The sequence below is a fragment of the uncultured Brachyspira sp. genome, from assembly GCF_944390595.1.
Classification (GTDB): Bacteria; Spirochaetota; Brachyspiria; order Brachyspirales; family Brachyspiraceae; genus Brachyspira.
Map to the genome: position 1 here is coordinate 12,391 of NZ_CALXRN010000148.1, position 23,774 is coordinate 36,164.

Sequence of the window (23,774 nt, forward strand, 5' to 3'; positions counted from 1 at the left end):
TATGATTGATTACAAAGACAATATTCTTATGTGCGAGGATATAAAATTAATTGATATTGTTAATGAATACAAAACACCTTTTTACATTTACTCAAAAAATAATATTCTTGAAAAAATAAAAACTTTTAAAGAAGTTTTTTCTGATATAGATGATTTATTGATAGCTTATGCTGTAAAAGCAGAAAATAATTTATCAATACTTAAATTAATGGCTCAGGAAGGCATAGGAGCTGATGTAGTATCTATAGGAGAGATTTTAAAATATATAAAAGCTGGAGGAAATGCTAAAAATGTAGTATTTTCAGGTGTTGGAAAAACAGAAGAAGAGATAAAAAAAGCAATAGAATTAGAAATAAGACGTTTTAATATAGAGTCAATACCTGAAGCTGTAAGAATAAATACTATAGCTAAAGAACTTAAAAAAACAGTTAAATGTTCTATAAGAATTAATCCTAATGTTGATGCTCATACACATGAAAAAATTACAACAGGAGTTCATGGAAATAAATTTGGAATAAGCATAAAAACAATAAAAGAGAATGCAGATTTTCTAAAAGGATTAAATAATATAGAAATAGATTCTCTTTCAATGCATATAGGCTCTCAAATACTAGATCCTGCCCCATTAAATAAAGCTATAACAGTGATGAAAGGACTTATAGAAGAAGTAAAAAGTATTGGTTTTAATATAAAGGCTGTTGATATAGGCGGAGGATATGGAGTAAGATATGATAAAAGCTCAAATGGATTTGATTTTGAAAAGTTTAAAAAAGAAAGCATAAATTTATTAAAAGATATGAAATTAAGCATCACAACAGAACCCGGAAGATACTTTATTGCAGAGGCTGGTGCTTTGATAATGAAAGTTGAATATGTTAAAGAAGAATGGGGTAAAAAATATATAATATTAAACGGCGGTATGAATGATTATATAAGAGCTGCTATGTATGATGCTCATAATGAAATAGTTCCTCTTATAAAAAGAGATGGTAAGGAACAATATCAATTCGTAGGACCTATATGTGAAAGTTCTGATGTTTTTGCAAATGACAGAGAATGCACTACCATAGAAGATGGGGATTACGTTGCTTTAATAGATTCAGGTGCTTACGGATTTAGTATGGCAAGCAATTATAATTCAAGAACTTTGATATCTCAGGTAATGATAGATAAGAATAATCACTATATAATAAGAAAACCACAGACATTTGAAGAAATGATATCTTATGAAATTATTTAATCTTTAGCAATAAAACTAAATAGAATTTTAATATATTCTATTTAGTTTTTAGCCTCTTTCTCTCTGTTAAAAATATTTTCTTTTTTACAATAACCGCATAAGAATTCTTTAAATTTATGTACAGTATCTTTACTCATAGCATGCTCTATTAAACAAGCTTCCTCATCTGCAACTTTCTCATCCACATTTAATACTTTAGTTAAGAAATAATAAAATATTGCATGCCTTTCAGCTATATCTTTTCCTATTGCTCTGCCTGATTCTGTAAGTTCTATGTCTCCGTAATGCTCATGTTTTATATGACCTAATTTTGAAAGACTTTTAATTGCAGTATTAACACTAGCTTTAGAACGTCCAACTAAATCAGCTATATCTGTTATTCTAATGGCTTCTTTAAAATTTTTCTCTACTTCTAAATTGTAGATAGTTTCTAAATAATTTTCTAATATAGGTGTTATTTCTTGTTTCATAATAGTGATTTTAATATAAAAATATTATAAGTCAATATTTAAATTAAATATTTTTACTTAATTTGAATTAAATTAGTTAATAAAATATTATTGATATTATATTTTGACAAAATATGAATTTTTATTATATTTATGATAAATAGTTGTATATTTGTAAAAAAAATATATAATTTGTATCAATAAAAATATATTATCCTTGGTGGTTTTGATTATGGAAAAAGAACTTATTTACTCTGTAGAAGATGATGATAATATAAGAGACCTCATCAAATACACAGTTGAAGAAGCAGGATATACTATAGAATGTTTCTCAAATGGTAATGATATGCTCACTGCATTAAAAACAGCCACTCCTAATTTAGTATTGCTTGATATTATGCTTCCTGATATAGAAGGAACAGAAATATTAAAAGTAATAAGGACAGATTACGCTCATCTTCCTATTAAAGTTATCATGCTTACAGCAAAGGCTAGCGAAATTAATATAGTTACAGGACTTAATTTAGGTGCTGATGATTATATTCCTAAACCTTTCTCTGTATTGGAGCTTCTTGCTAGAATAAAGGCAAATTTAAGGAAGAAAGATGTAAGACTTGATGCTGAAGAGTTGAATTTTGGAGAAATAAAATTAATAGTAAAGAAAAGAAGTGTGTTTGTTGGAGAAAGACAGGTTATATTAACTCAGAAAGAATTTGACCTTTTAAAGCTCTTAATGGAAAACGCTAATAATGTAGTTGACAGAGATACCATGCTTGAAGAAGTATGGGGTGTAGACCATTCTATGGAAACTAGAACTATTGACATGCATATAAAATCTATTAGACAGAAATTGGATTTACAAAAAGAAAATATCATAACTGTCAGAGGCATGGGCTATAAATTAACAGAAATATAATAATATTTAAGAAACTATGATTAAGAATATATTTTATAAATCATTATTGATACTTATACTATCAAGTGCTTTAATGTTTATAGGTATATTATTTACTGTACAATATAATAATATCATGTACAGCCAAGTAATGATAGTTAATATTATAGAAATGCTTGAAAAAGAGATAGACTTATATGATATACAAACAGAAGATGCTTTTAGAAAGTTTGTACTTCAATCTGATAAAGAAGAATTAAGAATAAGTGTTATCTCTACCAACGGCGTAGTAGTTGCAGATACGCTTGCCGATACCTCAAAAAATCCTATGGGAAATCATACAAATAGAAGCGATGTTATAGAGGCATTGCATAGTGTAGAAAATGCCCCAGCATTTTCTATAACTACTTCTATTAGCCAAAAAACTCCATACATATATGCTTCAAAAAAAATAAAAGCTGATGACAGCAGGGATTATATATTAAGAGTTTCAATACCTATAGATTCCGTTAATAAATATTTAATAAGTTTCTTATTTACAGCAGTTATGGTTATAGGTGTTGTTATTATAATTATGGCTTTAGTTCTTCCTTTAATGAGCAGAAATATAATGATTCCTTTCTATATTATAAAAGAAACTTTGGATAATATTTATAATAACAAATCAACAAAACCTAAAAATCTTACAGGATATAATGATATTAATACTATACTCTATGATATAAATGAGCTTGCTGTAAGTTTAAACGAAAATATAATAGGATATCAAACAGAAAAAGAAAAACTTAATTATGTATTAGAAAATATAGCACAAGGTATTATTGCAGTTAACAAGAATAAGGGTATATTTTTCATAAATCAATATACTATGGATCTATTAGAAATATCTGATTCTAATGTTAAAAATTTAAACGAAGTCATTAAAGACAATGAAGTTATGGAAAGAATTAATAATGCAATAGAATTAAAAAGATTTTCTAAATTTGATGTTAAAGAACATACTATGGATATAGAGATAAGTATTATACCTATACTTGACAATGAAAATATATCAGCTTTAATAAAATTTGAAGATGTTACTGATATAAGAAAGGTAGAAATAGAAAAGCAGGATTTCTTTATAAATGCTTCGCATGAATTAAAAACCCCTCTTACATCAATATTAGGTTATTCTGAACTTTTAATGGCTACAGGAGGCGGTAAAAATTTAGCCGACTTCATAAAAAGAATAAATAATGAAGCTTTAAGAATGAAAGACCTTGTTATAGACATGCTTACATTGAGCAGAATAGAAGCTAATTGGAAAGAAACAGTTGATGAAAAACTAGATATAAAAGAAGTTATACTAAATGTATTTGAAAGCAATAGAATAAAAGCTGAACAAAGAAATATGAGTATAGATTTAGATATAGAATCTGCTATTATAATGGCTAATAAAGAAAAAATTACGGAAGTAGTAAATAATTTAGTTGATAATGCCATTAAATACACTGATGACGGAGGAATTGTAAAAATATCTCTTAAAAAGAAAGATTCTAAAGCTATATTTTCAGTAAAAGATACAGGATGCGGTATTGCCCCTCAATATTTAAATAGAATATTTGAGAGATTCTTTAGAGTAAAAAATAACAAATATTTAAAAGTTCAAGGTACAGGATTGGGTTTAACAATAGTAAAAAATATTTGCAATTATTATAATGCTGATATACATATAACAAGCGAAGAGAATGTAGGAACTGAAATGACAGTTGTTTTCAATTTATATAAAGATGTTGAAAAACTTGAAAATAAAGAAAAAATAGAAAATAGTATAGAAACTAAAGAAAAATAATATTTTATATAGTAATTTTTTAATTTGATAAAAATTATTTTTACATTATTGAAAAATACCCTATTATACTATATAATTGTTAGATAATTAAAACAAAAGGAGTATTTAAAATGAAAAATGTAACTATAAAAATAAATGGAATGGGATGTCAAAATTGTGTTAAAGCTGTTACAGAAGAATTAACTTCATTGGACGGCATAAATAAAGTAAATGTAAGTTTAGAAAATGCATGTGCAGAAATTGAATATGATGAATCAAAAATTAATACAGATAAAATGATTTCTGCTATAAAAGAATTAGAATACGAGGCTAGTTTATAATAAATGTTTGCTTTTATAGAAGGTAAAGTACAAATAATATCAGAAGGTATCATCGCTCTTCTTTGCAATGGTGTTGGTTATGAAATTATAGTATCAAAAAAATTAAATGTTCAAAATGATGATAATATAAGGCTATACACACAGCTAATACATAAAGAAGATGCTATGATACTTTATGGATTCAGTTCAAGAGAAGAAAAGAAAATGTTTTCTACATTAATGTCTACTTCGGGAGTAGGTCCTAAATTAGCTATGGAAATACTATCTACATATTCAATAGACGAAATAATGCATATACTATTCAATAAAGACGTTAATATGCTTAAAAAAGTTCAAGGAATGGGACTGAAAAAGGCTGAAAAACTTTTATTTGAACTTAGAGACAAAATAGAAAAGATAGATATTAATATTTCATCATCTGCTGTTAAAAACTATAATGATAATGAAAGCGATGTAATAAAGGCTTTAATATCATTAGGTTTTTCAAATAATGAAGCTATTAAATCATTAGCGTCAATAGAAAATAAAGATAATATGAGTACAGAAGATTTAATAAGTCATGCTTTAAGAAATTTAAGTTCTATATAATTATTTATTTTTTATTAAAATTATTGAAAATAACTGATTACAATATATAATATTCTCATTTAACAATTATTATCATCACGAGGTATAATTAAAATGGAAATAATAATAAAAAAAGCTGAAATTAAAGATGTTTTTGATATTAGTAAACTTCATGCTATATGTTGGAAAGATGCATATAAAAATATTATACCTAATTCATATTTAAAAAAAATATATTTAGATGATTGGTGTGAAGAATTTGAAGATGGAATAAATAACAAAACTAGAGAAGCGCATATTGCATATATAGATGATAAACCAATAGCAGTTATTTCTCATGGAAAAAGCAGATGCAATATGGAAAATTATGGAGAGATAATATCATTATATGTTCACCCTATATATCAAGGTTCAGGAATAGGAAGCATGCTGTTAAAACATGCTATTGAATATATAAAAAAAGAATCAGGATATAGTAATATATGTCTTTGTGTGTTCGATAAAAATGAAAATGCCAAAAAATTTTATGAGAAAAATGGATTTAAAAATTCAGGTAAAAAAAATACTCTAAAAATAGATAATGAAGATATAGAAGAAAGTGTTTATATATATAGTGCAGATTGAAATTTAAACTGTCTTATGATATAATAAACCATTATACATACATGGGGTATATTATATGAATAATACAATGACTTTAATAATAGGTCTGATACTTACTTTTATCATATTAAGTATTGCAAGAAGAATCATTTTTAATATAAGAAGCAGAGGAAAGTTTAAAAATATAAAAATAGATGATGCTATTTCTATTTATAAAAACAATAAAGATATTATATTAATAGATGTAAGAAGCTATTCAGAAGTTCAGCAAAGCGGATATATAAAAAATAGTATAAATATAGCTTTAGATGATTCAAAATTTGAAGAGAAGATGTCTAAACTTGATAAAAATAAAGAATATATAGTATATTGTGCAAGCGGAAGCCGTTCAGGCATGGCATGTCTTCGTATGTATAAAATGGGATTTAAAAATATATACAATATTACTCATGGAGGCTATTTTCAGCTTTCACCTCATTTGAATTAATTTATTATTGTACTTGCATATAAATTATTTTAATGATATTGTATATTTAAGGTTTTATATTATAACAATAATAAGGATAAGGCTTTGATGAAAAAGACAATATTTTTTATACTATCTATATTTTTAATTCAATATAATCTTTTATTTAATGATGTTGTTAATAGTATTGTCGGTATAGTTGGTTCTATGCCTATAACTTATGAGGACTTTATAAGCAGAAAGACATTTTTAACACTTCAGGCTAGGTCTGTAGGTCAGAAAGTAAATGATGATATGGTTTATAAAGATTTAGTAGAAGAGAGAATAATGTATTTAAAACTCAAAGAATACAATTATGTTATAGAAGATACTGATGTAAGCAGAAGATTGGAAAATATTGCCAAACAATACAATATGACATTGGATCAATTTTCTAAACAGCTTAAAGCAGAAGGAATATCTTACGAAGAATATAGAAATTCTATAAAAAAGCAAATAGCTATGGAAAATTTATATGGCCTTGTAATAAATAATAATGAGATAACAGATGCTGAAGCAGACGAGTTTTATAATAATGCTAAAGATAAATCAGTATTTGAAGTAGATACATTAGTTAAACTTTCATGGATATTTTTCAAAGCAAGTACATTTACAGAAAAGGGAGAAAAGCAGGAATTAGCAGGCAAAGTTAGAGCAATGGCGGCAAGAGGTCAGGATTTCTCGGAACTTGCTGCAAAATACAGCGATGATGAAGCTACCAAAAATAATGGTGGAGATTTAGGATATAATCTTTTATATGATGCAGGAAAAAGATCTTTGCCAGCACAGGTAAATGCGGGATTAACTTTAGCTAAAAGAGGATATAAAGTAGGTACTGTAAGCAGTGTACGTGAATTAGTTGGAAAAGGTTTTTACATTGTTAAAATAGTTGGAATTGAAAAAGATATGGAAAGCATAAGAACTAGAGTAAAAAATTATCTAGGCGAATCACGCATGAGAGAATCATTTATAAAATGGCTTGATGAAGAAACTAAAAGAGTTTCTGTTCAATTATATAAATAAATTATATAAGAATATAAAAAACGGACTTATTCTTTATAAAGAGTAAGTCCATTTTTATTATCCAAAATTATTTAACTTTTATTTCTATAGTCTTACTTTCAACTCTTTTATTCTGTACTGTAATTTTTATAGTTCCTTTTTTACTGCCTGATTTCACCCAAAAAGAATAATAACCGCCTTCAAGTACAGGATTATCATTTCCTATAAGCTCCCCTGCCCCTTCAACAGTTATTTTGACTGCCTCATTAATATAAGTAAGTCTGTTTCCTATAGCATCTACAGCTTTTATAGTAACTCTAGTGCAATCCCAAGCAGAACCATTATTTATAGAATTTATTTCATTATCATCAGATTTTACTTCTAATTCTTTAAAAGTAGGATTTTTTAGATAATTTTTTTCTATAACAGCTTTTCCGTCTATATATCCTATTACTTTAGCATCTTCCCAATTCATAGAACTTACACCCGGAACATTTCTTTCCATTTGTATTATAACAGGAGGATGCTCCAAACCTTGATATTTTCCGGAAGCAGGATACTCTTTAGCTAAAAGCTCTCCTTTATAGTAAAATTCAACATAATCACAGTTTGTAGAAACCATTAAAGGAGCAACACCTCCTATGGATCTCTCACCTCTTGCATATATGGTTATAGGTTCTAATACTATTTCACAGTCTTTATCCATTTGAGATGAATAAACGCTGGCGGCCAATTTAGGATTTCTAAACATATCATAAACACCATGATAGCATATTCTGTCTCCGGAACCAAAATCATAATGCGTATGATAATCAAATGCACACCATCCTGTTGAACCTGATATATTTTTATCTATAGCAACGGCATTAATTACATCATAATGTCTTTTAGTATGTTCTATTAATCTCTCTTCACAGTCCTGCATTTTAGTAGGGAACATGTGTCCGTTATATTCTGTTATCATATAAGGAACATTTTTATCTAATTTAGTAACAAACCTTTGTGCTCTTATAGGATCAGATATTCCGTCACAGTTAAAATCATTCATAGTATAAACATCTTCTAAAAGCTCGCTTCCCATTATATATCTTACACCGCCTGTTGCTCTTGTTTTATCAAGTTTATGAGCTGTTTTATTGGTTTCTTTATAAAAGCTGTGATTATCCTGACTTTCATTTATTCTCACTCCCCATATAATTATAGAAGGATGATGAAAATCTCTTTCTATCATATCTTTTACATTTTCTATTGACACTTTCTGCCAATTTTTATCACCTATATGCTGCCATCCAGGTATCTCTTCAAAAACCATTAATCCTATTTCATCGCATCTGTCTAAAAAATGTCTTGAAGCAGGATAATGCGAAGAACGTACTATATTTAATCCCATATCAAATTTTAATATATCAGCATCTTTTTTCTGTATTCTCTCAGGCATAGCATAACCAACATAAGGGAAACTTTGATGTCTGTTTAATCCCCTTAATTTGATTTTCTCTCCATTCAAGAAAAAACCATTATCTTTAAACTCTGCATCTCTGAATCCTATTTTTATAGAAACCATATCATCATTAGAAAGCGAAGCATCTAATTTATAAAGTCTTGGATTATTTATACTCCAAACTTCTATTCTATCAGAATTTATATGTTCATTAATTTCAATATCCGTAAATAATTCATCTTTTTTTAATGATATTTCTTTTTTTATCTCGCATATATGATATTCTCTATTATATAAATTAATACTAATAGTTTCTTTTACAGCTTCTTTTTTAGTATTTCTTATTCTAATTTTTCCAGTTAAAGTTTGATTTGCAAGTCCTGTAAGCATTACATTTTCTATAGAAATATTATCCACTATTATTACTTGAACTTCTCTGTATATTCCTCCGTAACATAAATAATCTATTTCATTACCAAAAGGGGGTATATCCTCACGTTCTACGCTGTCAAGTTTAACAGCTATAATATTATCTCCATCTTTCAAATAATCTGTTATATCATGTACAAAAGGCAAATATCCGCCTTTATGCTCTCCAAAACTTTCCCCATTAATAAATACTTCGCATGCCGCCATAGCACCTTCAAAATTAATCAATACTCTTTTATTTAATAAATTCTGTTTATTATATTTAAAAACATTCTGATATCCTGAAATTAACCAAGTATCTGATTCATCAAAATAATGAAGAGGTATTTCATGTACTGTATGAGGCAATGTTACTTTTTCACCATTTAGATTAATATCTGTTTTAATATTATTATCCCATTCTTTAAAAAACTTCCAATTAGTATTGAAATTTATTATTTCTCTCATTTTTTATACATACTCCATAATTTTATTATGAAATATTTTATACTTAAAATAATAAAAATCAATTAAACTTTTATAATAATTTTTAATTAAATATAACTATATGAAATGTTAAATAACTTGCAAATAAGCACCACAATAAATAAGGCACAAGCAATAAAGATGATAACTTAGAAATATTTTTAAATTTAAATATGGTTATTATAATCATTATATCCAAAATAATTATTTCTATTAATCCGAATAACGGCTGCTTTAAACCAAAGAAAATATAAGTCCACAGAGAATTTAATATTAATTGTATAATAAAAACTACAATAGCTTTTTTATCCATAGGTTTTGTATTTATTATTGAAACTGACACAGCAAGAAGTATATAAAGTATACTCCAAGCTATAGAAAATAATAAATTAGGCGGATTTAACGAAGATTTATTCAAAGAGTTATACCATACAAAATTATCGGCCTTTACACTTATTCCTCCTAAAAATCCTATTAGAAGACATACAAATATTGAAATTATTAATGTAACTATAAATTTTTTATTCATGTTAACAACACCTCAAAACTTTATAATCAATATTATATGTCAATTATAAAAAATAATAATCACTATATAGTTTGAAGTTTGTCTAATAATAGAGCTTTTTAGGCATAAGCATCTACATTATTGCCTTTATTTGAAGAGCTTGCTATAGCTGCTCTAGTAACTCCTCCTGAAACATAAACTCTCTTACATTCCGGACATATATTAGTTTTTAAAGTTACATTCTGAAATATTACCTCTCCGCCGCTTTTCTCTGCTGCTCTTTCATTATTAGCAACATGTTCCTGTTCATGTGAAGCCACAAGAGAAGGTGCACTTGAAGGATCTATACGAGTAGGACTTTTAAATGATACGCCTATATCATTAGAACCATCCTGATATGTTCTTGAGGCACAAGTTTTACATACTCCTACTTCGCTTATAGGTGTTTTTTCTCTAGCTTCCTGAACAATATTAGCTATATTATTGCTGCTGTTTCTATTTCCTATACTATTGCTGTAAGGAGCATTATTACGAATAGCTATTTCCATAATTTCATACCTCTTAAATTATATTTAATTCTACCCCTATATTAAAATTATAAACCTATAAAAATAAATATCAACTTATTTTATGTTTATATATGTTGTTATGTTTACTAATTAGTAAAAATTATTGATTATTTTGCAAATTTTTTTATTTTATAATCATAGTTTTATTATTTCCGACAATAGAAACGGTATTTTATAATTTGGATTTTATAATGAAAAATATAATTATTTTGTTATGTATTATAATATTTAATATGTCTTTTTTATTTGCTCAAAATGATGAGTTAATGGAAAGCATAAAGAATAATGATATAGATAAAGTAAAAACATTATTAAGAGACGGAGTTAATTTAGACATATACAACATTAAATACGGAATGACTCCTTTAATGTATGCTACAGAGCTTGGAAATATTGATATAGTAAATGAATTATTAGATTTCGGAGCTAAGGATTTCGATTTTGCTTTTTATGTTGCATGTTCTGAAGGAAATTGGGATATAGCAGAAAGTATAATGAAAGCAGGGGCAAGCAATTATAACCTTGCTTTATCCTATGCAGCAATAGGCGGACAATTAGATATAGTTCAAAAACTTATGGATTTAGGAGCAAAAGATATTAATCCGGCATTAGTATCAGCATGCGAAGGCAATAGTTTAGAGGTTGTTCAATATTTAATAGAAGCAGGAGCTAATGTAAATACCAGAGCCTATATAGAATCCTACAGAAATTATAAAGGTGCAGAAAGAAAATCACCTTTAACTGCAGCTACAAATATTGATATAATAAGAGAACTAGTAAATGCCGGAGCAAGCAACTTGAATGAAGCTATTATATACAATGCAGAAACTATATCTACAAATTTTGATAGTACATATTCAACTGAAATATTAAATGAATATATAAATCTAGGTGCCGATGTAAATGCATCTAGTACAAATGATGGAAAGACATTATTAATGTATTTAATAGAAAAAAGACAATTAGATTTTGAATTAATAAAAAAAGTGATAGAATTAGGTGCTGATGTAAATGCACGTGACAGAAATGGAAACACTGTTTTAATACGTGCTGTTATGTATGAATATGAAGCTCCTGTAGAAGACACTAATTTGAATAAAAAAGTATATAGAACTATAGGAACTCCTATAAATATAATTGAAGAACTTTTAAAAGCAGGTGCTAATCCTACAGACAGAAACAGCTATGGAAATACGGCATACAGAATAGCTGCTAAAAAGAAAAGAGATGATATAATTAAGCTTTTTGATGAAAATAAAAAATTACCATAATAAAATAATAATATTTTCTATTATGGTAATATATAAATTATTTTTCAAAAGGATATTTTATTTTCCAGCTTCTGCGTAATGTATCCATTATATTCATTACTCTTAAAATATCCTCATGAGGCATTTCTTTGCATTCTAATTTTCCAGTATTGATAGCATTTACACATGATAATATTTCGTATTCATAACCAGTAATTTGCTTAGGTACTTTTATAGTTTTTATTATTTTTCTGTCTAATGAATAAACAGTTATACTTTCAGGATTATTAATATTTTTTATAACCATATAACCCTTATCGCCGTTTATAACACCTTCCCTATTAGTTAAAGCTGACATTGTACTATTTAACACAGCCATTTTGCCGTCATCAAATATTAATGTAATTGAGTTTTGTTCATCTACGCCTTTTTTAGTTTTTACACATGATGAATCTATCTTCTTTATTTTATTTCCGAAAACCATTAAAGCAAAATTAATAGTATAAACTCCTACATCAAGCAAAGCTCCTCCTGCTAATTCAGGTTCTATTAATCTAGGAACTTTATTAATTACATATCCCAAATTAGCAGTAAGAGAAGTTACTTTCCCTATTATTCCGCTTTTTATAGTATCATTAATAATTTGTCTGCTTGGCATATATCTAGTCCAAATTGCATCAGTAAGAAGAAGTTTTTTCTTTTTAGCTAGTATCAATACCTCTCTTGCCTGTTTAGTGTTAACAGTAAAAGATTTTTCACATATAACATGCTTATTATTATTTAAGCATAATTTTATATGTTCATAATGATGAGAATGCGGTGTTGCTACATATACTAAATCCACCTTATCATCTTTAAGCATTTCTTCATAAGAACCGTAAAATTTTTTAAATCCATATTTTTTAGCAAATGCTTTGCTTCTTTTTAAATCTCTGCTGCTTACTGCATAAGATTCTACTTCTTTCATTTTAGAAATAGTCTTTGCCATAGATTCAGCTATATGCCCGGATCCTATAAAGCCTATATTTATTTTTTTCATTTATTACCCCTCATAAAAATAAATTTTGATACATTAGATAATATTAAAATTTACTTTATTGTCAATATTATTAAAAACTATATACTTGAATTTTTATGTTTTTAATAATATATTATATTCCATTATGGAAGAGAATATAAACGAAACGCAACAAGAAAATAATAATGCAGATTCCCTAAATACTGCAGATAATTCAAATAAGGAAGAAATTGCAGAAAATAATAAACCTGATTATAGGGAATTTACTGTTTCATTATCCAGTATAGATTATGAGGGGCCGCTTTCTATACTTTTTGATATGCTTAAAAGAAGTGAAAAGAATATATACGAAGTTTCTATATTGGAGATTATAGATCAATTTGTAGAGTATTTAAAAGCACAGGCAGCATTAAATTTGGACTCTACAGGAGATTTTTTAGTAGTAGCTTCTGAGTTTCATTTATATAAATCTAAAATGCTTCTTCCTCATGATATGGATGATGATAAATTTACAGACAGGCTTAAATTTGAAATAGTAGAACAAATGCTTGAATTCCAAAGATACAAAATGGTTTCGGAAGAGCTTGACAGACTTCAGGATGTATCAGATTCTATATTTGAGCGTAAAGATACAGAAAGGGTTAAATTCTTCCAAAATATAGAATCCATTGAGGACAATGAGGTTGCTTGGAAAGATATTACCCTTTATGATTTAGTTTATGCTTTTACAAAAGTGCAGTTTGTTCCGGAAACAGATTTAGCGGTACTTTCAGGTATGTCAAATTTCCATATAGATAATGCAATTGATATGATACGCATAAAACTTTCGGAAAGTGCATTTTTTCCTTTTATCGTGTTATTTAAAGACGGTGTCACTAAAAGACAGCTTGTTACATTCTTTTTGGCTATATTAGAGCTAGTTAAAGAAAAAGAAATTCTGCTTAAACAAGAGATGAGATTCAAAGAAATATATGTATTTAAAAGAGATGAAACTCTTATGCCTAAATCAGAAGAGACAGCAAAAGAAGAAAATAACGATAATACAGAAGAAGTTTCTAATAATGCGGAAGTTAATGAAAATACCGAATATAATTCTTCAGAAGAAAATGATGAGAATGTTTCTAATAACGAAAATTCAGATAATCAAAGTTAATAAAATTTTTAATATTTAAATTATGTACAAATATAAACCCAAAGATAAAGAAGAATTAAAAGCATTAATAGCAGATAATAATATATATTTAGGAGATATTGATACTTCATTAATAACAGACATGTCGCATTTATTTTCAAAAACTAATAGAAAAGATTATTCAGGAATAGAAAATTGGAATACAGAAAATGTTATTAATATGGAATCTACCTTTAGTATATTTAATAACGATTTTGACATCAATATAAATAATTGGAATGTTTCTAAAGTTGAAAATATGAAAAGAATGTTTTCAGGCTGCACTAGATTCAATCAGCCTTTAGACAAGTGGGATACTTCAAAAGTAAATAACATGGAAGGAATGTTTTTTACTTGTATTAAATTTAATCAGGATATTAATAATTGGAATGTATCTAATGTTAAAAATATGAGCAATATGTTTTATCAATGTAAAAATTTTAATCAGCCTTTAAATAAATGGAATGTTTCTAAAGTTGAAAATATGACAATTATGTTTGCAGGTGCTTATAATTTTAATAAGTCTTTAAATGATTGGGATATTTCTAACGTAAAATATATGGGTTCCATGTTTTATAATGCAAAAAGTTTTAACAATCCTTTAGATAAATGGAATACTATAAAATTAGAAAATATTTCTAGTATGTTTTATAAGGCATTGATGTTTAATCAAGATTTATCTTCTTGGAATTTATCTAATGTATTGAATGCAGATTCAGTATTTGAAAAATCTTTATTAGAAAAAAATAATAAAATCCCTATACAATTTATAGTTGCTGAATATGTAACAGCAAAGAAAAAATCATCAAAGATTGAACAGCTTGAAATAATAAAAAATAATGTAAAAGAAGCATATAAAAGCATCATTAATTATAATAATAAAATATACACTGATTTTAAAATAATGCTTGAAAATGAATTTTATACAGAATTAGCAGAATTAAAAACTAATAATGATGATGCAGTAACGTTTAATAACATAGAAGATATAGAAAATTTTGTAAATAATCACTATGATAAAAAGAATAATACAAAATTAAAATTTATTGGTGATATAATCAAGGAAAAAGAAATAAAAGTTTTTGATAAAGATAAATCAAAAATTATAAGTGATAAAATAATAAAGTATATTTATTTACAATATCTTAATTTGAAAAAATATATTTATAAAATACAAACACTTGATAATATTATTAATTTTCTTGATGAAACAAGTTTTAAAAATTGTATAAGAGAAATATATATTAATTCTAAAAAAAATGTTTCCACTTTAGTTTGCGGTATATATACTGATGATAATATGTTAATTGAAATGTATAATAGAGAAAATAGTTCATTATTATTTATGAAGATTTTAGCATTGCATACTGATAGTAAATTTGCTTTAAGTTTATTATATAATGTTTTTGCTAGAAATAAAAAATCTTCAATTAAAAAAGAGTCTATTGGCTTATTAAATTCTATTGCTGAAAAAATGAATTTAGAATTATATGAATTAGGTTTCAAGGTAGTATATGATTTTGGATTTAATAAAAGAGGAGAAAAAATCATAGAAGTAAATGATAATAAATATAAAATCTCTCTTAAGAACAATAACACTGTAGAATTATTTGATATTAATAATAAAAAACAATTAAAATCAATACCAAAAAACTTTCCGAAAAATATAAAAGAAGAAATAAAGCATATTAGAAAAGAGATTCCAAATATATTAAAAAGCCAGAATTACAATTTAATAAAAATTTTAATAAGCGGTAAAAAATATAATTATAAATTCTGGAAAGATATTTTTATTGATAATCCTATAATGAATAAATATGCTGTTAGTTTAATTTGGAATCTGTATGACGAAAATTTAATCTTCAAAACTTCTTTCAGATATTTAGGAGACAGCAGTTATACTGATTGTGATGATAATAATGTTGTAATAGATGAAAATTGTTATATTAATTTATCCAGTGTATTTGACTTAAGCAAAGAAGATATTACAAAATGGAAAATGCATTTAAATGATTATGAGATATCACAGCCTATAAATCAATTTCCAATCATTAATATTGAAAATTTAGACAAGTCAATAAAAAAACTTCAAAATATGGAAATAGTTTATTCAAGTTTAAAAGCATTTACAAACAGATATTCTATGAATGCTATTTATGAATTTTCAGAAAGTATATTTTATTTTGAAGATTTTAAAAAAGATAAATTTACTATTAAAATAGAGTTTGATGAATATATTAGTAATGGAGATATTGTTAAAATTGATATATCATTTACTAATAGTGAAAATAAAATGGTTGAAAATAGATTTATATACTATTGGCTTGTTTTGATGATAATTGATTTCAAAAAAGAAGAACTTTTTTATTAATCAAATATTAGGATTTTAATTGTGTATACACCAAAAAATAAAATAGAATTAAGAAGTTTAATAGAAAATAATAATATTTATCTAGGAGATATTGATACTTCATTAATAACCGACATGTCTATGCTTTTTGATAAGCCTAATTTTTCATGTTTTGAAGGTTCCTACAATGAATATGAGAATTACAATGTAAGAATAGATTTTTCAGGAATAGAGAAATGGGATACCTCTAATGTTATCACAATGAAATCAATGTTTCATAATATAAAAAATTTCAATATAAATATTAATAATTGGAATGTATCTAATGTTTTAGATATGAGCTATATGTTTTACGGGGCTGAGAGCTTTAATCAGCCTTTAGATAAATGGAATATAAGCAATGTAAAATCTATGATTTGTATGTTTAAAAATGCTGTAAATTTCAATCAAGATTTGAATGCTTGGAAAATAAATAATTATACAGATATTAAAGATATGTTCATAAATACCTCTATAGAAAAATATCCATTATGGTATAGTTAATATAAATTTGTAAAATAAATATAAAGGATTATAATTTTATATTTTACAATATTCAGTATTCAAAAATTATTATTTTTATGATATGATTATATACCATGGATACTTTAAAAAACAAAATCAAATTAATAGCTACAGATTTAGACGGTACATTGCTCAATAATAATAAAGAAATTAGTGAGTATAACAAAAAAATATTATTAGAGCTTATTAATAATCATAATGTAGAGCTTATATTATCAAGCGGAAGACCATTTGAAGGAGTAAAAAATTATAATAAACTTCTTCAAAATAACAATTATTCAATAATATTTAATGGTGCATCTATAGCTGATAATGAAGGGAATATTATATACAGAAAAACACTTGAAGAAAATGTTTCAAAAACAGTTATAGAACTATCAAAAAATTATAATGTATGTATTCATGTATATGACAATGGAAAATACATTGTTTCAAAAGAAGATTTTTATATAAAATCTTATGTTCAAATAGAAAAAACTGTTAATGTAGTATACGGATTAGAAAATATAAATGATTATAATTTTGATAAAATGCTCATTTTAGGTGAAAGAAATATTTTGGATGAACTTAAAAAAGAAATAGATTCTAAAATTAATGTTAATTCCTGCTTTTCTGGTGAGAAGTTTTTAGAAATAATATCTAAAGAAGCTAATAAAGGAAATGCTTTAAAATGGCTTTGTGAAAAAAAAGGAATATCTATAGAAAGTGCTGCTGCTTTTGGTGATAATTTTAACGATATAGAAATGATAGAATATGCAGGAACTGGTGTTGCTATGGGTAATGCCGAAGAAAGAGTTAAACAAAAAGCTGATTATATAGCACTTTCAAATAATGAAGAGGGTGTAGGAATATTTTTAAAAGAAGCATTTGAATTATAATAAATAATTATTAATATTTATTTCTTTTATAATATTATTTTCATGATAATATACTATTCCAAAATTATCATTAAAAAAGCAATTATTATTATTATATAGTGTTGATATATTTTTTAATGACCCATTTTGAAGATTATAATAATTAATATTTATGCAGTTATCCTGAAAATCTAAAGCTATTAAATTATTTTTATAGCAATATAATTTTCCATGCACTTCATTATTTTTATCTGGACTAAATAAATTTGCCTCTATAGTTTCATAGCTTTCTAAATATTTATATTCATTATCATCATCTGTTTTTATATCATCTATATTATAAAATATTAATTGATTATAAATAACATTTTCATCATTAAAATTTGTATTATCAGAGGCCAAAACAAATTTTTTATTATCTATAAAAGTTAAAGGTCTGTCCCAATTATAACCGCTTATATATTCATTAACAACATCTGCTTGGCATTTTTCATACTCTTTCAAAAAATCATCAATATTAAAACAACTAACAGCATCTACAGGATTCCATACCCAGCCGTTAGATAAAAAATGTTTATAATCTTTTGATACTAATAAATTGCTGTGAAAATAATCTATACCAAATTGTTTTTCATCTCTGTTTATATCTGTTATCATCTCTTTAGTTTTTAAATTCATTATATTAAGCATATTCCATTTTGTTTGGGTAATTATATGTATTTCATTATTAATAATGCAAAATTCATTTGAATAGCTTGACACTTCAGAATGATAATCTTCTCTTGTTAGACTTATAATTTCTAATGTTTCTATATTTACAACTGCTGAATTTAATCCCTTCTCCTCAGTTATGCATATATAAGGATACATTAATTTTAAAACTATAGTTTCTTTATTGGCATTTATATTTTCTATTTTTATTAATTGTTTATATTCATTAGCTTTTTTATTATAAACAATTAAAAAAGAATCATCTGTAAATAAAAAATATTTATCTATGTTATTATCATTCAATATAATAGATTCTATCAAAATGTATCCGCCTGTACTTAAATACTGCAAATCAAATATATATTATATATTGAAGTTAATATTTAACAATATATAATAAATTTCATGGAAGAATTAAGTTTAATAAAAAGTAAAATAAAAGATATAAAACAAGAACTTATAAATATACGTAGAGATATACATTTAAATCCGGAATTATCATCTGAAGAATTTAGAACAATGGATATAATATCTAAGTATTTGAATTATCACAATATAAAACATCAAACAAATATTGCAGGCACAGGAATAGTAGCAGACATATACGGAAAAGATAGAAGTTTTACGGTAGGATTCAGAGCTGATATGGATGCATTGCCAATAAATGATTTAAAGCATTGCGATTATGCTTCAAAAAATAAAGGTGTATGTCATGCATGCGGACATGATGTTCATACTGCAATTAATATGGGAATAGCTAATATATTTTCAAATAATGACAATAAAATAATACCTCCATGTAATATTAGACTAATATTTCAGCCGGCAGAAGAAACTGTAGGCGGGGCATTGCAGATGATAAAAGAAAATGCATTAGAAAATGTAAATGTTATATATGCACTTCATGTATCTTCAAATATAGATACAGGTTATATTCAAATAAATGATAGTATTGTAAATGCAGAATGTTTAGATTTCAAAATAAAAGTTTATGGTAAAAGTTCTCATGGAGCTAATCCTGCAGGCGGTGTTGATGCTATTGTTATAGCATCAAAAATAATAAATGATTTACAAACCATAATAAGCAGAAATATTCAAGCAGAAGACAGTGCTGTTATTACTATAGGAACAATAAATGGAGGCAATGCTTCTAATATAATATGCGATTATGTAGAGATGACTGGCACTATAAGAGCATTAAAAGAAACAACTATGCAAAGAATAAAAAACAGAATAAAAAAGATAATAAAATGCATATCAAATTCTTTTGACGGAGATGCTGAGTTTATAGAACTTGTTTATTATCCAAGTCTTATTAATTGGAAAGATGCTTCTAATATCATAAAAGAAAATGCTGTAAAATTACTTGGCGAAAATAAGGTATTGGAATTAAAACCGTCATTGGGTTCTGAAGATTTTTCTTATTTTATACAAAATAAGCCCGGAGCATTTTTCAATATAGGTTCAAGAAATGAAAAAAAAGGTATAATACATAAAGCCCATCATGGATTATTTGATGTTGATGAAGATTGTATAGAGATAGGACTTACTTTACAAATAATGAATCTTTACAGCAGTTATTTAAATAAAGACTTATTTTGGATAGGAAAAGAAAGGCAATATTAAAGCCCAATGAAATAGTTATTCCATTGGGCATAAAAATTATTTATTTTATAATTTCTTTTTTTAACCAAGAATCTAAATCATACAAAAAATCTTCTTTATACTTAAAGTCATTCATGCCAAATCCATGACCTCCTTCCGGATATATATGTAAAGCTGTTTTAACATTATTTTTAAGAAGGGAATTAAAATACCATATACTATGTCCTAACGGCACAACTTTATCATCAAATGCTGCTACTATAAAAGTAGGAGGAGTATTAGAAGATACATGTTTTTCAAGACTATATTGTATTTCTAAAGGATGTCCATTCTCTAAATCACCTATTAAATTTTTTCTTGATGATATAACATTTGCAATTTGCATATCAAAAGAAATTGCAGGATATAATAGTATAGCAAATGCAGGTACACCTTCATTCTTAGAATATATAGAATAACTTGCCGCTAAATGTCCTCCAGCTGAACTTCCAAATACACCTACTTTTGAAATATCAAGTCCGTATTCACCAGCTAATTCTTTTATAATATCATAACTGCGTTCTACATCTTCAAGAGGAATTTGATGAACTTTGTTAGGCATTCTATATTTAAGTACAAAAGCACTAACTCCTCTATCATTAAACCATTTTGCTACATCAAATCCTTCTCTTTGCATAGCAACGCCATAATATCCTCCGCCAGGCAATATTATAACACCATATCCATTTGGTGAAGAAGCTTTAAATGCATACAAAATAGGTTTAGTTACATCTCTTACCAAACCCTCTTTTTCATCATAAATCTCTTCATGTTCAATACCGCTAGTATATTCAGGCTGAACATCCTTATACAATTCTATAATTGCAGGATACTGTTCATTAGAATATGCTGTATCGAAATCTTTAGTATAAGTTATAGTTTGATGAGTACTTTCTGCTGCTGTATTACTAGATGTATCAGCAGTATTAGAACTGCATGATGCTATTAATATGCATGACAAAACAGCTATAACAAATTTAGAAAACGTCGAAAACCTCATAATTAAATCTCCTAATAAAAATTGCCCATATTATAATAAATTAAATTTTACTGTCAATGCTAAAGCATAAATATATATTATTATTTCTGTAATATAATAAATTTATTTATAGTTGACAATACTAAATTATGAAATATAATTCTATTTAATAAATTAACATACTAAGGCTAGGTACAATGAAAAAGTTTTATTTAATTCTAATAGTTTTTATTATTGTTATTTCATGTTCTAATAATAAGTCTATTGATGATAATACGGTATATGTAAATCTTGGGGCAGAACCAAAAACAATAGATCCCGCATTAAATATAACATTGCAGGGTTCTACTTATGTAACCCATTTGTTTGAATGCTTAACTACAAAATATAAAGATATAGAAATTCAGCCTGGTGCTGCTGAAAGCTGGGATATATCAGAAGACGGACTTACATATATATTTCATTTAAGAACTAATGGAAAATGGTCTGACGGAAAGCCTTTAACTGCTCATGATTTTGAATATTCATGGAAGCGTGTTGTTGATCCGGATACAGCCAGCGAGCCTAGCTATTTATTTGAGCCTATACTAAATTTTTCTAATGTTAATGGCGGATATATGCCTGTTGATGAGTTTGGAATAAAGGCTATAGATGATTATACACTTGAAGTGAAACTAGAATATCCTACTGCATATTTTTTGGAGCTTGTTAATCTTCCTGTATTTTCACCTGTTAGAAAAGATATGGTGGAACAAGACCCTGATAACTGGACTAGAAACCCTAAAACTTGTGTTGGTAATGGAGCTTTTGTATTAAAAGAAAGAAAGCCTGATGAAAGTATAACTGTTGTAAAAAATACTAATTATTGGGGTGCTGACACTATAGTTGCAGAAAAAATTAAATTTGTTCTTATGGATAATCCTAATTCTGCTGTTGCAGGTGTTAAAGAGGGTTCATTACATTTTTCTGATCAATTTCCATATCAAGATATAGATACTCTTAAAGAAGAAGGTTTAATAGATATTGCCACTAGAATAGGTACTCAATACTATGCTTTAAATACAACTAATGCAACTTTAAAAGATAAAAGAGTGAGAAAAGCATTGTCGCTTGCTATAGACAGAAACTATATAGTAGAAAATGTACTTAAATCTGGAAAACCTGCGGGGGCATTAGTTCCTTGGGGAGTTACTGATGTTGAAGGATATTTCAGAGATAATGCTGGTGAATATATAAGCACCAATAAAGAGGATTATCAAAAAAATGTAGAAGAAGCTAAAAGATTAATGGCTGAGGCTGGTTATCCTAATGGAGAGGGCTTCCCTGTACTAGAGTTTTTCCTTACTTTCAGCAATGATATACCTATGTTTGAAGCTGTTCAAAATATGTGGAAAGTTAACCTCGGAATAGATGTAAAACTTACTCAGATGGAATTTGCTCCGTTTATTCATGCATTTAGAACAGAAAGAAATTATACTATGGCTGGTGCAAGCTGGACTGGAAGTTATAATGATCCTACTACATTTTTAGGGATGTTTGTAAGCTATTCATATAAAAATCACTCATTATTTACAAATGCTGCATTTGATGAGGCTATAAGTATTGCATCCAAAACTATAGATCAGAATATAAGAATGAGAGAATTACATAAAGCAGAAAAAATACTTATAGAAGATGAGGCTGTTATAATACCTATAGCATATTTTGAACCTGCTGTATTAAAAAGTCCAAATTTGAAAGATGTATTTTATATACCTTTTGCTCAATATAAATTCTCATATTCATATTTGGAAAAATAAAATTTAATGCATTATAAAATGATATACTGCTTGTTTTTTATATAAAATTTCATATAATATGATATAAGGATAATGTCAACTTTATGGAAGATATTTTTATAGGTAAATTAATAAAAGAATTACATACAGCTTTAGATAATAGATTCAATAGATTTTTAGAGAAACATAAATTAACTGCATCGCAAATGGATATAATTATGTTTCTATATCATAATGAAAATAAAATAGTTAATCAGAGAGATATAGAAGGTTTTTTAGGACTGAGCAATCCTACCATAGCTGGTACTTTGTATAGATTAGAAAAGAAGGGATTTATAAAAAGAAAAGTAAGCAGCGAAGATAAAAGGTATAAAGAAATATATCTCACGACAAAAAGTAAAAAACTAAAAGAAATTGTATTTGAAGATATTAGAAAAAATAATGAATTAATGTTTTCTAATATGTCTGATAAAGAAAAAGAAACTTTAGTATTTATTATAGAAAAACTGCTTAATAATATACAAAATAAAAATACTCCTTTTTAATATACTTTAATTTTTTATGTATAAATAAACATTTTATTCTAATTCCAGCCATTTAAGTTTTATTACTTTGTTTTTATTTCTAA

At 26.3% G+C, this 23,774-nt stretch carries 23 protein-coding genes; 16 read left to right on the plus strand and 7 right to left on the minus strand.

The genetic code is table 11. From position 1 onward, the window contains the following. The first annotated feature begins 1 nt into the window (after position 1). Entirely contained in the window at positions 2-1,240 is a 1,239-nt protein-coding gene (gene lysA, locus Q0J90_RS08860) for a diaminopimelate decarboxylase (RefSeq protein WP_297277560.1), read from the plus strand. A 41-nt stretch (positions 1,241-1,281) separates the two neighbouring features. Here lysA and Q0J90_RS08865 read toward each other — a convergent pair whose 3' ends face one another. Next, the gene (locus Q0J90_RS08865) at positions 1,282-1,710 is read right to left on the minus strand and encodes a metal-dependent transcriptional regulator (RefSeq protein ID WP_028331092.1); all 429 of its coding nucleotides are present in this window, start codon (positions 1,708-1,710) and stop codon (positions 1,282-1,284) included. A gap of 211 nt (positions 1,711-1,921) precedes the next feature. Between Q0J90_RS08865 and Q0J90_RS08870 the strand changes: the two genes are divergently transcribed. The 7 genes from Q0J90_RS08870 (at position 1,922) to Q0J90_RS08900 (ending at position 7,433) form a co-directional block, all read left to right on the plus strand. Beyond that, positions 1,922-2,605: a response regulator transcription factor gene (locus tag Q0J90_RS08870; RefSeq protein ID WP_028331093.1), complete on the plus strand. Its 684-nt coding sequence runs from the start codon at positions 1,922-1,924 to the stop codon at positions 2,603-2,605. Positions 2,606-2,621: 16 nt separating this feature from the next. Next, the gene (locus Q0J90_RS08875) at positions 2,622-4,415 is read left to right on the plus strand and encodes a HAMP domain-containing sensor histidine kinase (protein WP_297277561.1); all 1,794 of its coding nucleotides are present in this window, start codon (positions 2,622-2,624) and stop codon (positions 4,413-4,415) included. Positions 4,416-4,525: 110 nt separating this feature from the next. Next, a complete protein-coding gene (locus Q0J90_RS08880; protein ID WP_297277562.1) occupies positions 4,526-4,735 on the plus strand; it encodes a heavy-metal-associated domain-containing protein in 210 nt (69 codons plus the stop codon). A gap of 3 nt (positions 4,736-4,738) precedes the next feature. Further along, on the plus strand, positions 4,739-5,323 hold the full coding sequence (gene ruvA / locus Q0J90_RS08885) for a Holliday junction branch migration protein RuvA (protein ID WP_297277563.1): 585 nt from the start codon (positions 4,739-4,741) through the stop codon (positions 5,321-5,323). 93 nt (positions 5,324-5,416) lie between these two features. Next, positions 5,417-5,926 (plus strand): GNAT family N-acetyltransferase, encoded by a 510-nt coding sequence (locus Q0J90_RS08890; protein ID WP_297277564.1) that lies wholly within the window; start codon positions 5,417-5,419, stop codon positions 5,924-5,926. Positions 5,927-5,981: 55 nt separating this feature from the next. Then, on the plus strand, positions 5,982-6,392 hold the full coding sequence (locus tag Q0J90_RS08895) for a rhodanese-like domain-containing protein (protein WP_297277565.1): 411 nt from the start codon (positions 5,982-5,984) through the stop codon (positions 6,390-6,392). 87 nt (positions 6,393-6,479) lie between these two features. Then, positions 6,480-7,433 carry a peptidylprolyl isomerase gene (locus Q0J90_RS08900; protein ID WP_297277566.1) on the plus strand — a complete coding sequence of 318 codons (954 nt, stop codon included), beginning with the start codon at positions 6,480-6,482 and terminating at the stop codon, positions 7,431-7,433. Between the two features lie 67 nt (positions 7,434-7,500). On the opposite strand, the gene Q0J90_RS08905 is transcribed toward Q0J90_RS08900, so the two are convergent. From Q0J90_RS08905 to Q0J90_RS08915, 3 genes are all read right to left on the minus strand, one after another. Further along, positions 7,501-9,729, minus strand: a complete 2,229-nt coding sequence (locus tag Q0J90_RS08905; protein WP_297277567.1) for a glycoside hydrolase family 2 protein — start codon at positions 9,727-9,729, stop codon at positions 7,501-7,503. 82 nt (positions 9,730-9,811) lie between these two features. Continuing rightward, positions 9,812-10,276: a TspO/MBR family protein gene (locus Q0J90_RS08910; RefSeq protein ID WP_297277568.1), complete on the minus strand. Its 465-nt coding sequence runs from the start codon at positions 10,274-10,276 to the stop codon at positions 9,812-9,814. A gap of 98 nt (positions 10,277-10,374) precedes the next feature. Further along, positions 10,375-10,803: a hypothetical protein gene (locus Q0J90_RS08915; protein WP_297277569.1), complete on the minus strand. Its 429-nt coding sequence runs from the start codon at positions 10,801-10,803 to the stop codon at positions 10,375-10,377. Between the two features lie 212 nt (positions 10,804-11,015). Between Q0J90_RS08915 and Q0J90_RS08920 the strand changes: the two genes are divergently transcribed. Continuing rightward, positions 11,016-12,095 carry an ankyrin repeat domain-containing protein gene (locus Q0J90_RS08920; RefSeq protein WP_297277570.1) on the plus strand — a complete coding sequence of 360 codons (1,080 nt, stop codon included), beginning with the start codon at positions 11,016-11,018 and terminating at the stop codon, positions 12,093-12,095. A gap of 37 nt (positions 12,096-12,132) precedes the next feature. Here the strand turns inward: Q0J90_RS08920 and Q0J90_RS08925 are convergent, their stop codons facing one another. Then, positions 12,133-13,113: a Gfo/Idh/MocA family oxidoreductase gene (locus tag Q0J90_RS08925; RefSeq protein WP_297277571.1), complete on the minus strand. Its 981-nt coding sequence runs from the start codon at positions 13,111-13,113 to the stop codon at positions 12,133-12,135. Positions 13,114-13,237: 124 nt separating this feature from the next. Between Q0J90_RS08925 and Q0J90_RS08930 the strand changes: the two genes are divergently transcribed. The 4 genes from Q0J90_RS08930 (at position 13,238) to Q0J90_RS08945 (ending at position 18,055) form a co-directional block, all read left to right on the plus strand. Then, positions 13,238-14,245 (plus strand): segregation/condensation protein A, encoded by a 1,008-nt coding sequence (locus tag Q0J90_RS08930; protein ID WP_297277572.1) that lies wholly within the window; start codon positions 13,238-13,240, stop codon positions 14,243-14,245. 22 nt (positions 14,246-14,267) lie between these two features. After that, positions 14,268-16,634, plus strand: coding sequence for a BspA family leucine-rich repeat surface protein (locus Q0J90_RS08935; protein ID WP_297277573.1), 2,367 nt, complete (start codon positions 14,268-14,270; stop codon positions 16,632-16,634). A 21-nt stretch (positions 16,635-16,655) separates the two neighbouring features. Next, complete coding sequence (locus Q0J90_RS08940; RefSeq protein WP_297277574.1) at positions 16,656-17,156, plus strand: BspA family leucine-rich repeat surface protein; 501 nt, start codon at positions 16,656-16,658, stop codon at positions 17,154-17,156. Between the two features lie 95 nt (positions 17,157-17,251). Beyond that, the gene (locus tag Q0J90_RS08945; protein ID WP_297277575.1) at positions 17,252-18,055 is read left to right on the plus strand and encodes a Cof-type HAD-IIB family hydrolase; all 804 of its coding nucleotides are present in this window, start codon (positions 17,252-17,254) and stop codon (positions 18,053-18,055) included. Here the strand turns inward: Q0J90_RS08945 and Q0J90_RS08950 are convergent. Next, positions 18,050-19,066: a hypothetical protein gene (locus Q0J90_RS08950; RefSeq protein WP_297277576.1), complete on the minus strand. Its 1,017-nt coding sequence runs from the start codon at positions 19,064-19,066 to the stop codon at positions 18,050-18,052. The two genes, Q0J90_RS08945 and Q0J90_RS08950, sit on opposite strands and share 6 nt — an antisense overlap. 84 nt (positions 19,067-19,150) lie before the next feature. Between Q0J90_RS08950 and Q0J90_RS08955 the strand changes: the two genes are divergently transcribed. Next, complete coding sequence (locus tag Q0J90_RS08955) at positions 19,151-20,371, plus strand: M20 family metallopeptidase (protein WP_297277577.1); 1,221 nt, start codon at positions 19,151-19,153, stop codon at positions 20,369-20,371. Positions 20,372-20,411: 40 nt separating this feature from the next. Here the strand turns inward: Q0J90_RS08955 and Q0J90_RS08960 are convergent, their stop codons facing one another. Next, positions 20,412-21,389, minus strand: coding sequence for an alpha/beta hydrolase (locus Q0J90_RS08960; protein WP_297277578.1), 978 nt, complete (start codon positions 21,387-21,389; stop codon positions 20,412-20,414). Between the two features lie 176 nt (positions 21,390-21,565). Here Q0J90_RS08960 and Q0J90_RS08965 point away from each other — a divergent pair, with 176 nt between their 5' ends. Together Q0J90_RS08965 and Q0J90_RS08970 are read left to right on the plus strand one after the other, a co-directional pair. Further along, positions 21,566-23,167: a peptide ABC transporter substrate-binding protein gene (locus tag Q0J90_RS08965; RefSeq protein WP_297277579.1), complete on the plus strand. Its 1,602-nt coding sequence runs from the start codon at positions 21,566-21,568 to the stop codon at positions 23,165-23,167. 83 nt (positions 23,168-23,250) lie between these two features. Continuing rightward, a complete protein-coding gene (locus Q0J90_RS08970) occupies positions 23,251-23,691 on the plus strand; it encodes a MarR family transcriptional regulator (protein WP_297277580.1) in 441 nt (146 codons plus the stop codon). Positions 23,692-23,774 lie beyond the last annotated feature (83 nt).

What these genes read in the sequence shown, in the direction of transcription:
- lysA (WP_297277560.1), top strand. Translation starts at nt 2, where the DNA reads ATGATTGATTACAAAGACAATATTCTTATGTGCGAGGATATAAAATTA.
- ruvA (WP_297277563.1), top strand. Translation starts at nt 4,739, where the DNA reads ATGTTTGCTTTTATAGAAGGTAAAGTACAAATAATATCAGAAGGTATC.
- Q0J90_RS08890 (WP_297277564.1), top strand. Translation starts at nt 5,417, where the DNA reads ATGGAAATAATAATAAAAAAAGCTGAAATTAAAGATGTTTTTGATATT.
- Q0J90_RS08880 (WP_297277562.1), top strand. Translation starts at nt 4,526, where the DNA reads ATGAAAAATGTAACTATAAAAATAAATGGAATGGGATGTCAAAATTGT.
- Q0J90_RS08930 (WP_297277572.1), top strand. Translation starts at nt 13,238, where the DNA reads ATGGAAGAGAATATAAACGAAACGCAACAAGAAAATAATAATGCAGAT.
- Q0J90_RS08905 (WP_297277567.1), bottom strand. Translation starts at nt 9,729, where the DNA reads ATGAGAGAAATAATAAATTTCAATACTAATTGGAAGTTTTTTAAAGAA.
- Q0J90_RS08935 (WP_297277573.1), top strand. Translation starts at nt 14,268, where the DNA reads ATGTACAAATATAAACCCAAAGATAAAGAAGAATTAAAAGCATTAATA.
- Q0J90_RS08945 (WP_297277575.1), top strand. Translation starts at nt 17,252, where the DNA reads ATGGATACTTTAAAAAACAAAATCAAATTAATAGCTACAGATTTAGAC.
- Q0J90_RS08965 (WP_297277579.1), top strand. Translation starts at nt 21,566, where the DNA reads ATGAAAAAGTTTTATTTAATTCTAATAGTTTTTATTATTGTTATTTCA.
- Q0J90_RS08925 (WP_297277571.1), bottom strand. Translation starts at nt 13,113, where the DNA reads ATGAAAAAAATAAATATAGGCTTTATAGGATCCGGGCATATAGCTGAA.
- Q0J90_RS08900 (WP_297277566.1), top strand. Translation starts at nt 6,480, where the DNA reads ATGAAAAAGACAATATTTTTTATACTATCTATATTTTTAATTCAATAT.
- Q0J90_RS08915 (WP_297277569.1), bottom strand. Translation starts at nt 10,803, where the DNA reads ATGGAAATAGCTATTCGTAATAATGCTCCTTACAGCAATAGTATAGGA.
- Q0J90_RS08960 (WP_297277578.1), bottom strand. Translation starts at nt 21,389, where the DNA reads ATGAGGTTTTCGACGTTTTCTAAATTTGTTATAGCTGTTTTGTCATGC.
- Q0J90_RS08865 (WP_028331092.1), bottom strand. Translation starts at nt 1,710, where the DNA reads ATGAAACAAGAAATAACACCTATATTAGAAAATTATTTAGAAACTATC.
- Q0J90_RS08970 (WP_297277580.1), top strand. Translation starts at nt 23,251, where the DNA reads ATGGAAGATATTTTTATAGGTAAATTAATAAAAGAATTACATACAGCT.
- Q0J90_RS08920 (WP_297277570.1), top strand. Translation starts at nt 11,016, where the DNA reads ATGAAAAATATAATTATTTTGTTATGTATTATAATATTTAATATGTCT.
- Q0J90_RS08870 (WP_028331093.1), top strand. Translation starts at nt 1,922, where the DNA reads ATGGAAAAAGAACTTATTTACTCTGTAGAAGATGATGATAATATAAGA.
- Q0J90_RS08895 (WP_297277565.1), top strand. Translation starts at nt 5,982, where the DNA reads ATGAATAATACAATGACTTTAATAATAGGTCTGATACTTACTTTTATC.
- Q0J90_RS08955 (WP_297277577.1), top strand. Translation starts at nt 19,151, where the DNA reads ATGGAAGAATTAAGTTTAATAAAAAGTAAAATAAAAGATATAAAACAA.
- Q0J90_RS08875 (WP_297277561.1), top strand. Translation starts at nt 2,622, where the DNA reads ATGATTAAGAATATATTTTATAAATCATTATTGATACTTATACTATCA.
- Q0J90_RS08910 (WP_297277568.1), bottom strand. Translation starts at nt 10,276, where the DNA reads ATGAATAAAAAATTTATAGTTACATTAATAATTTCAATATTTGTATGT.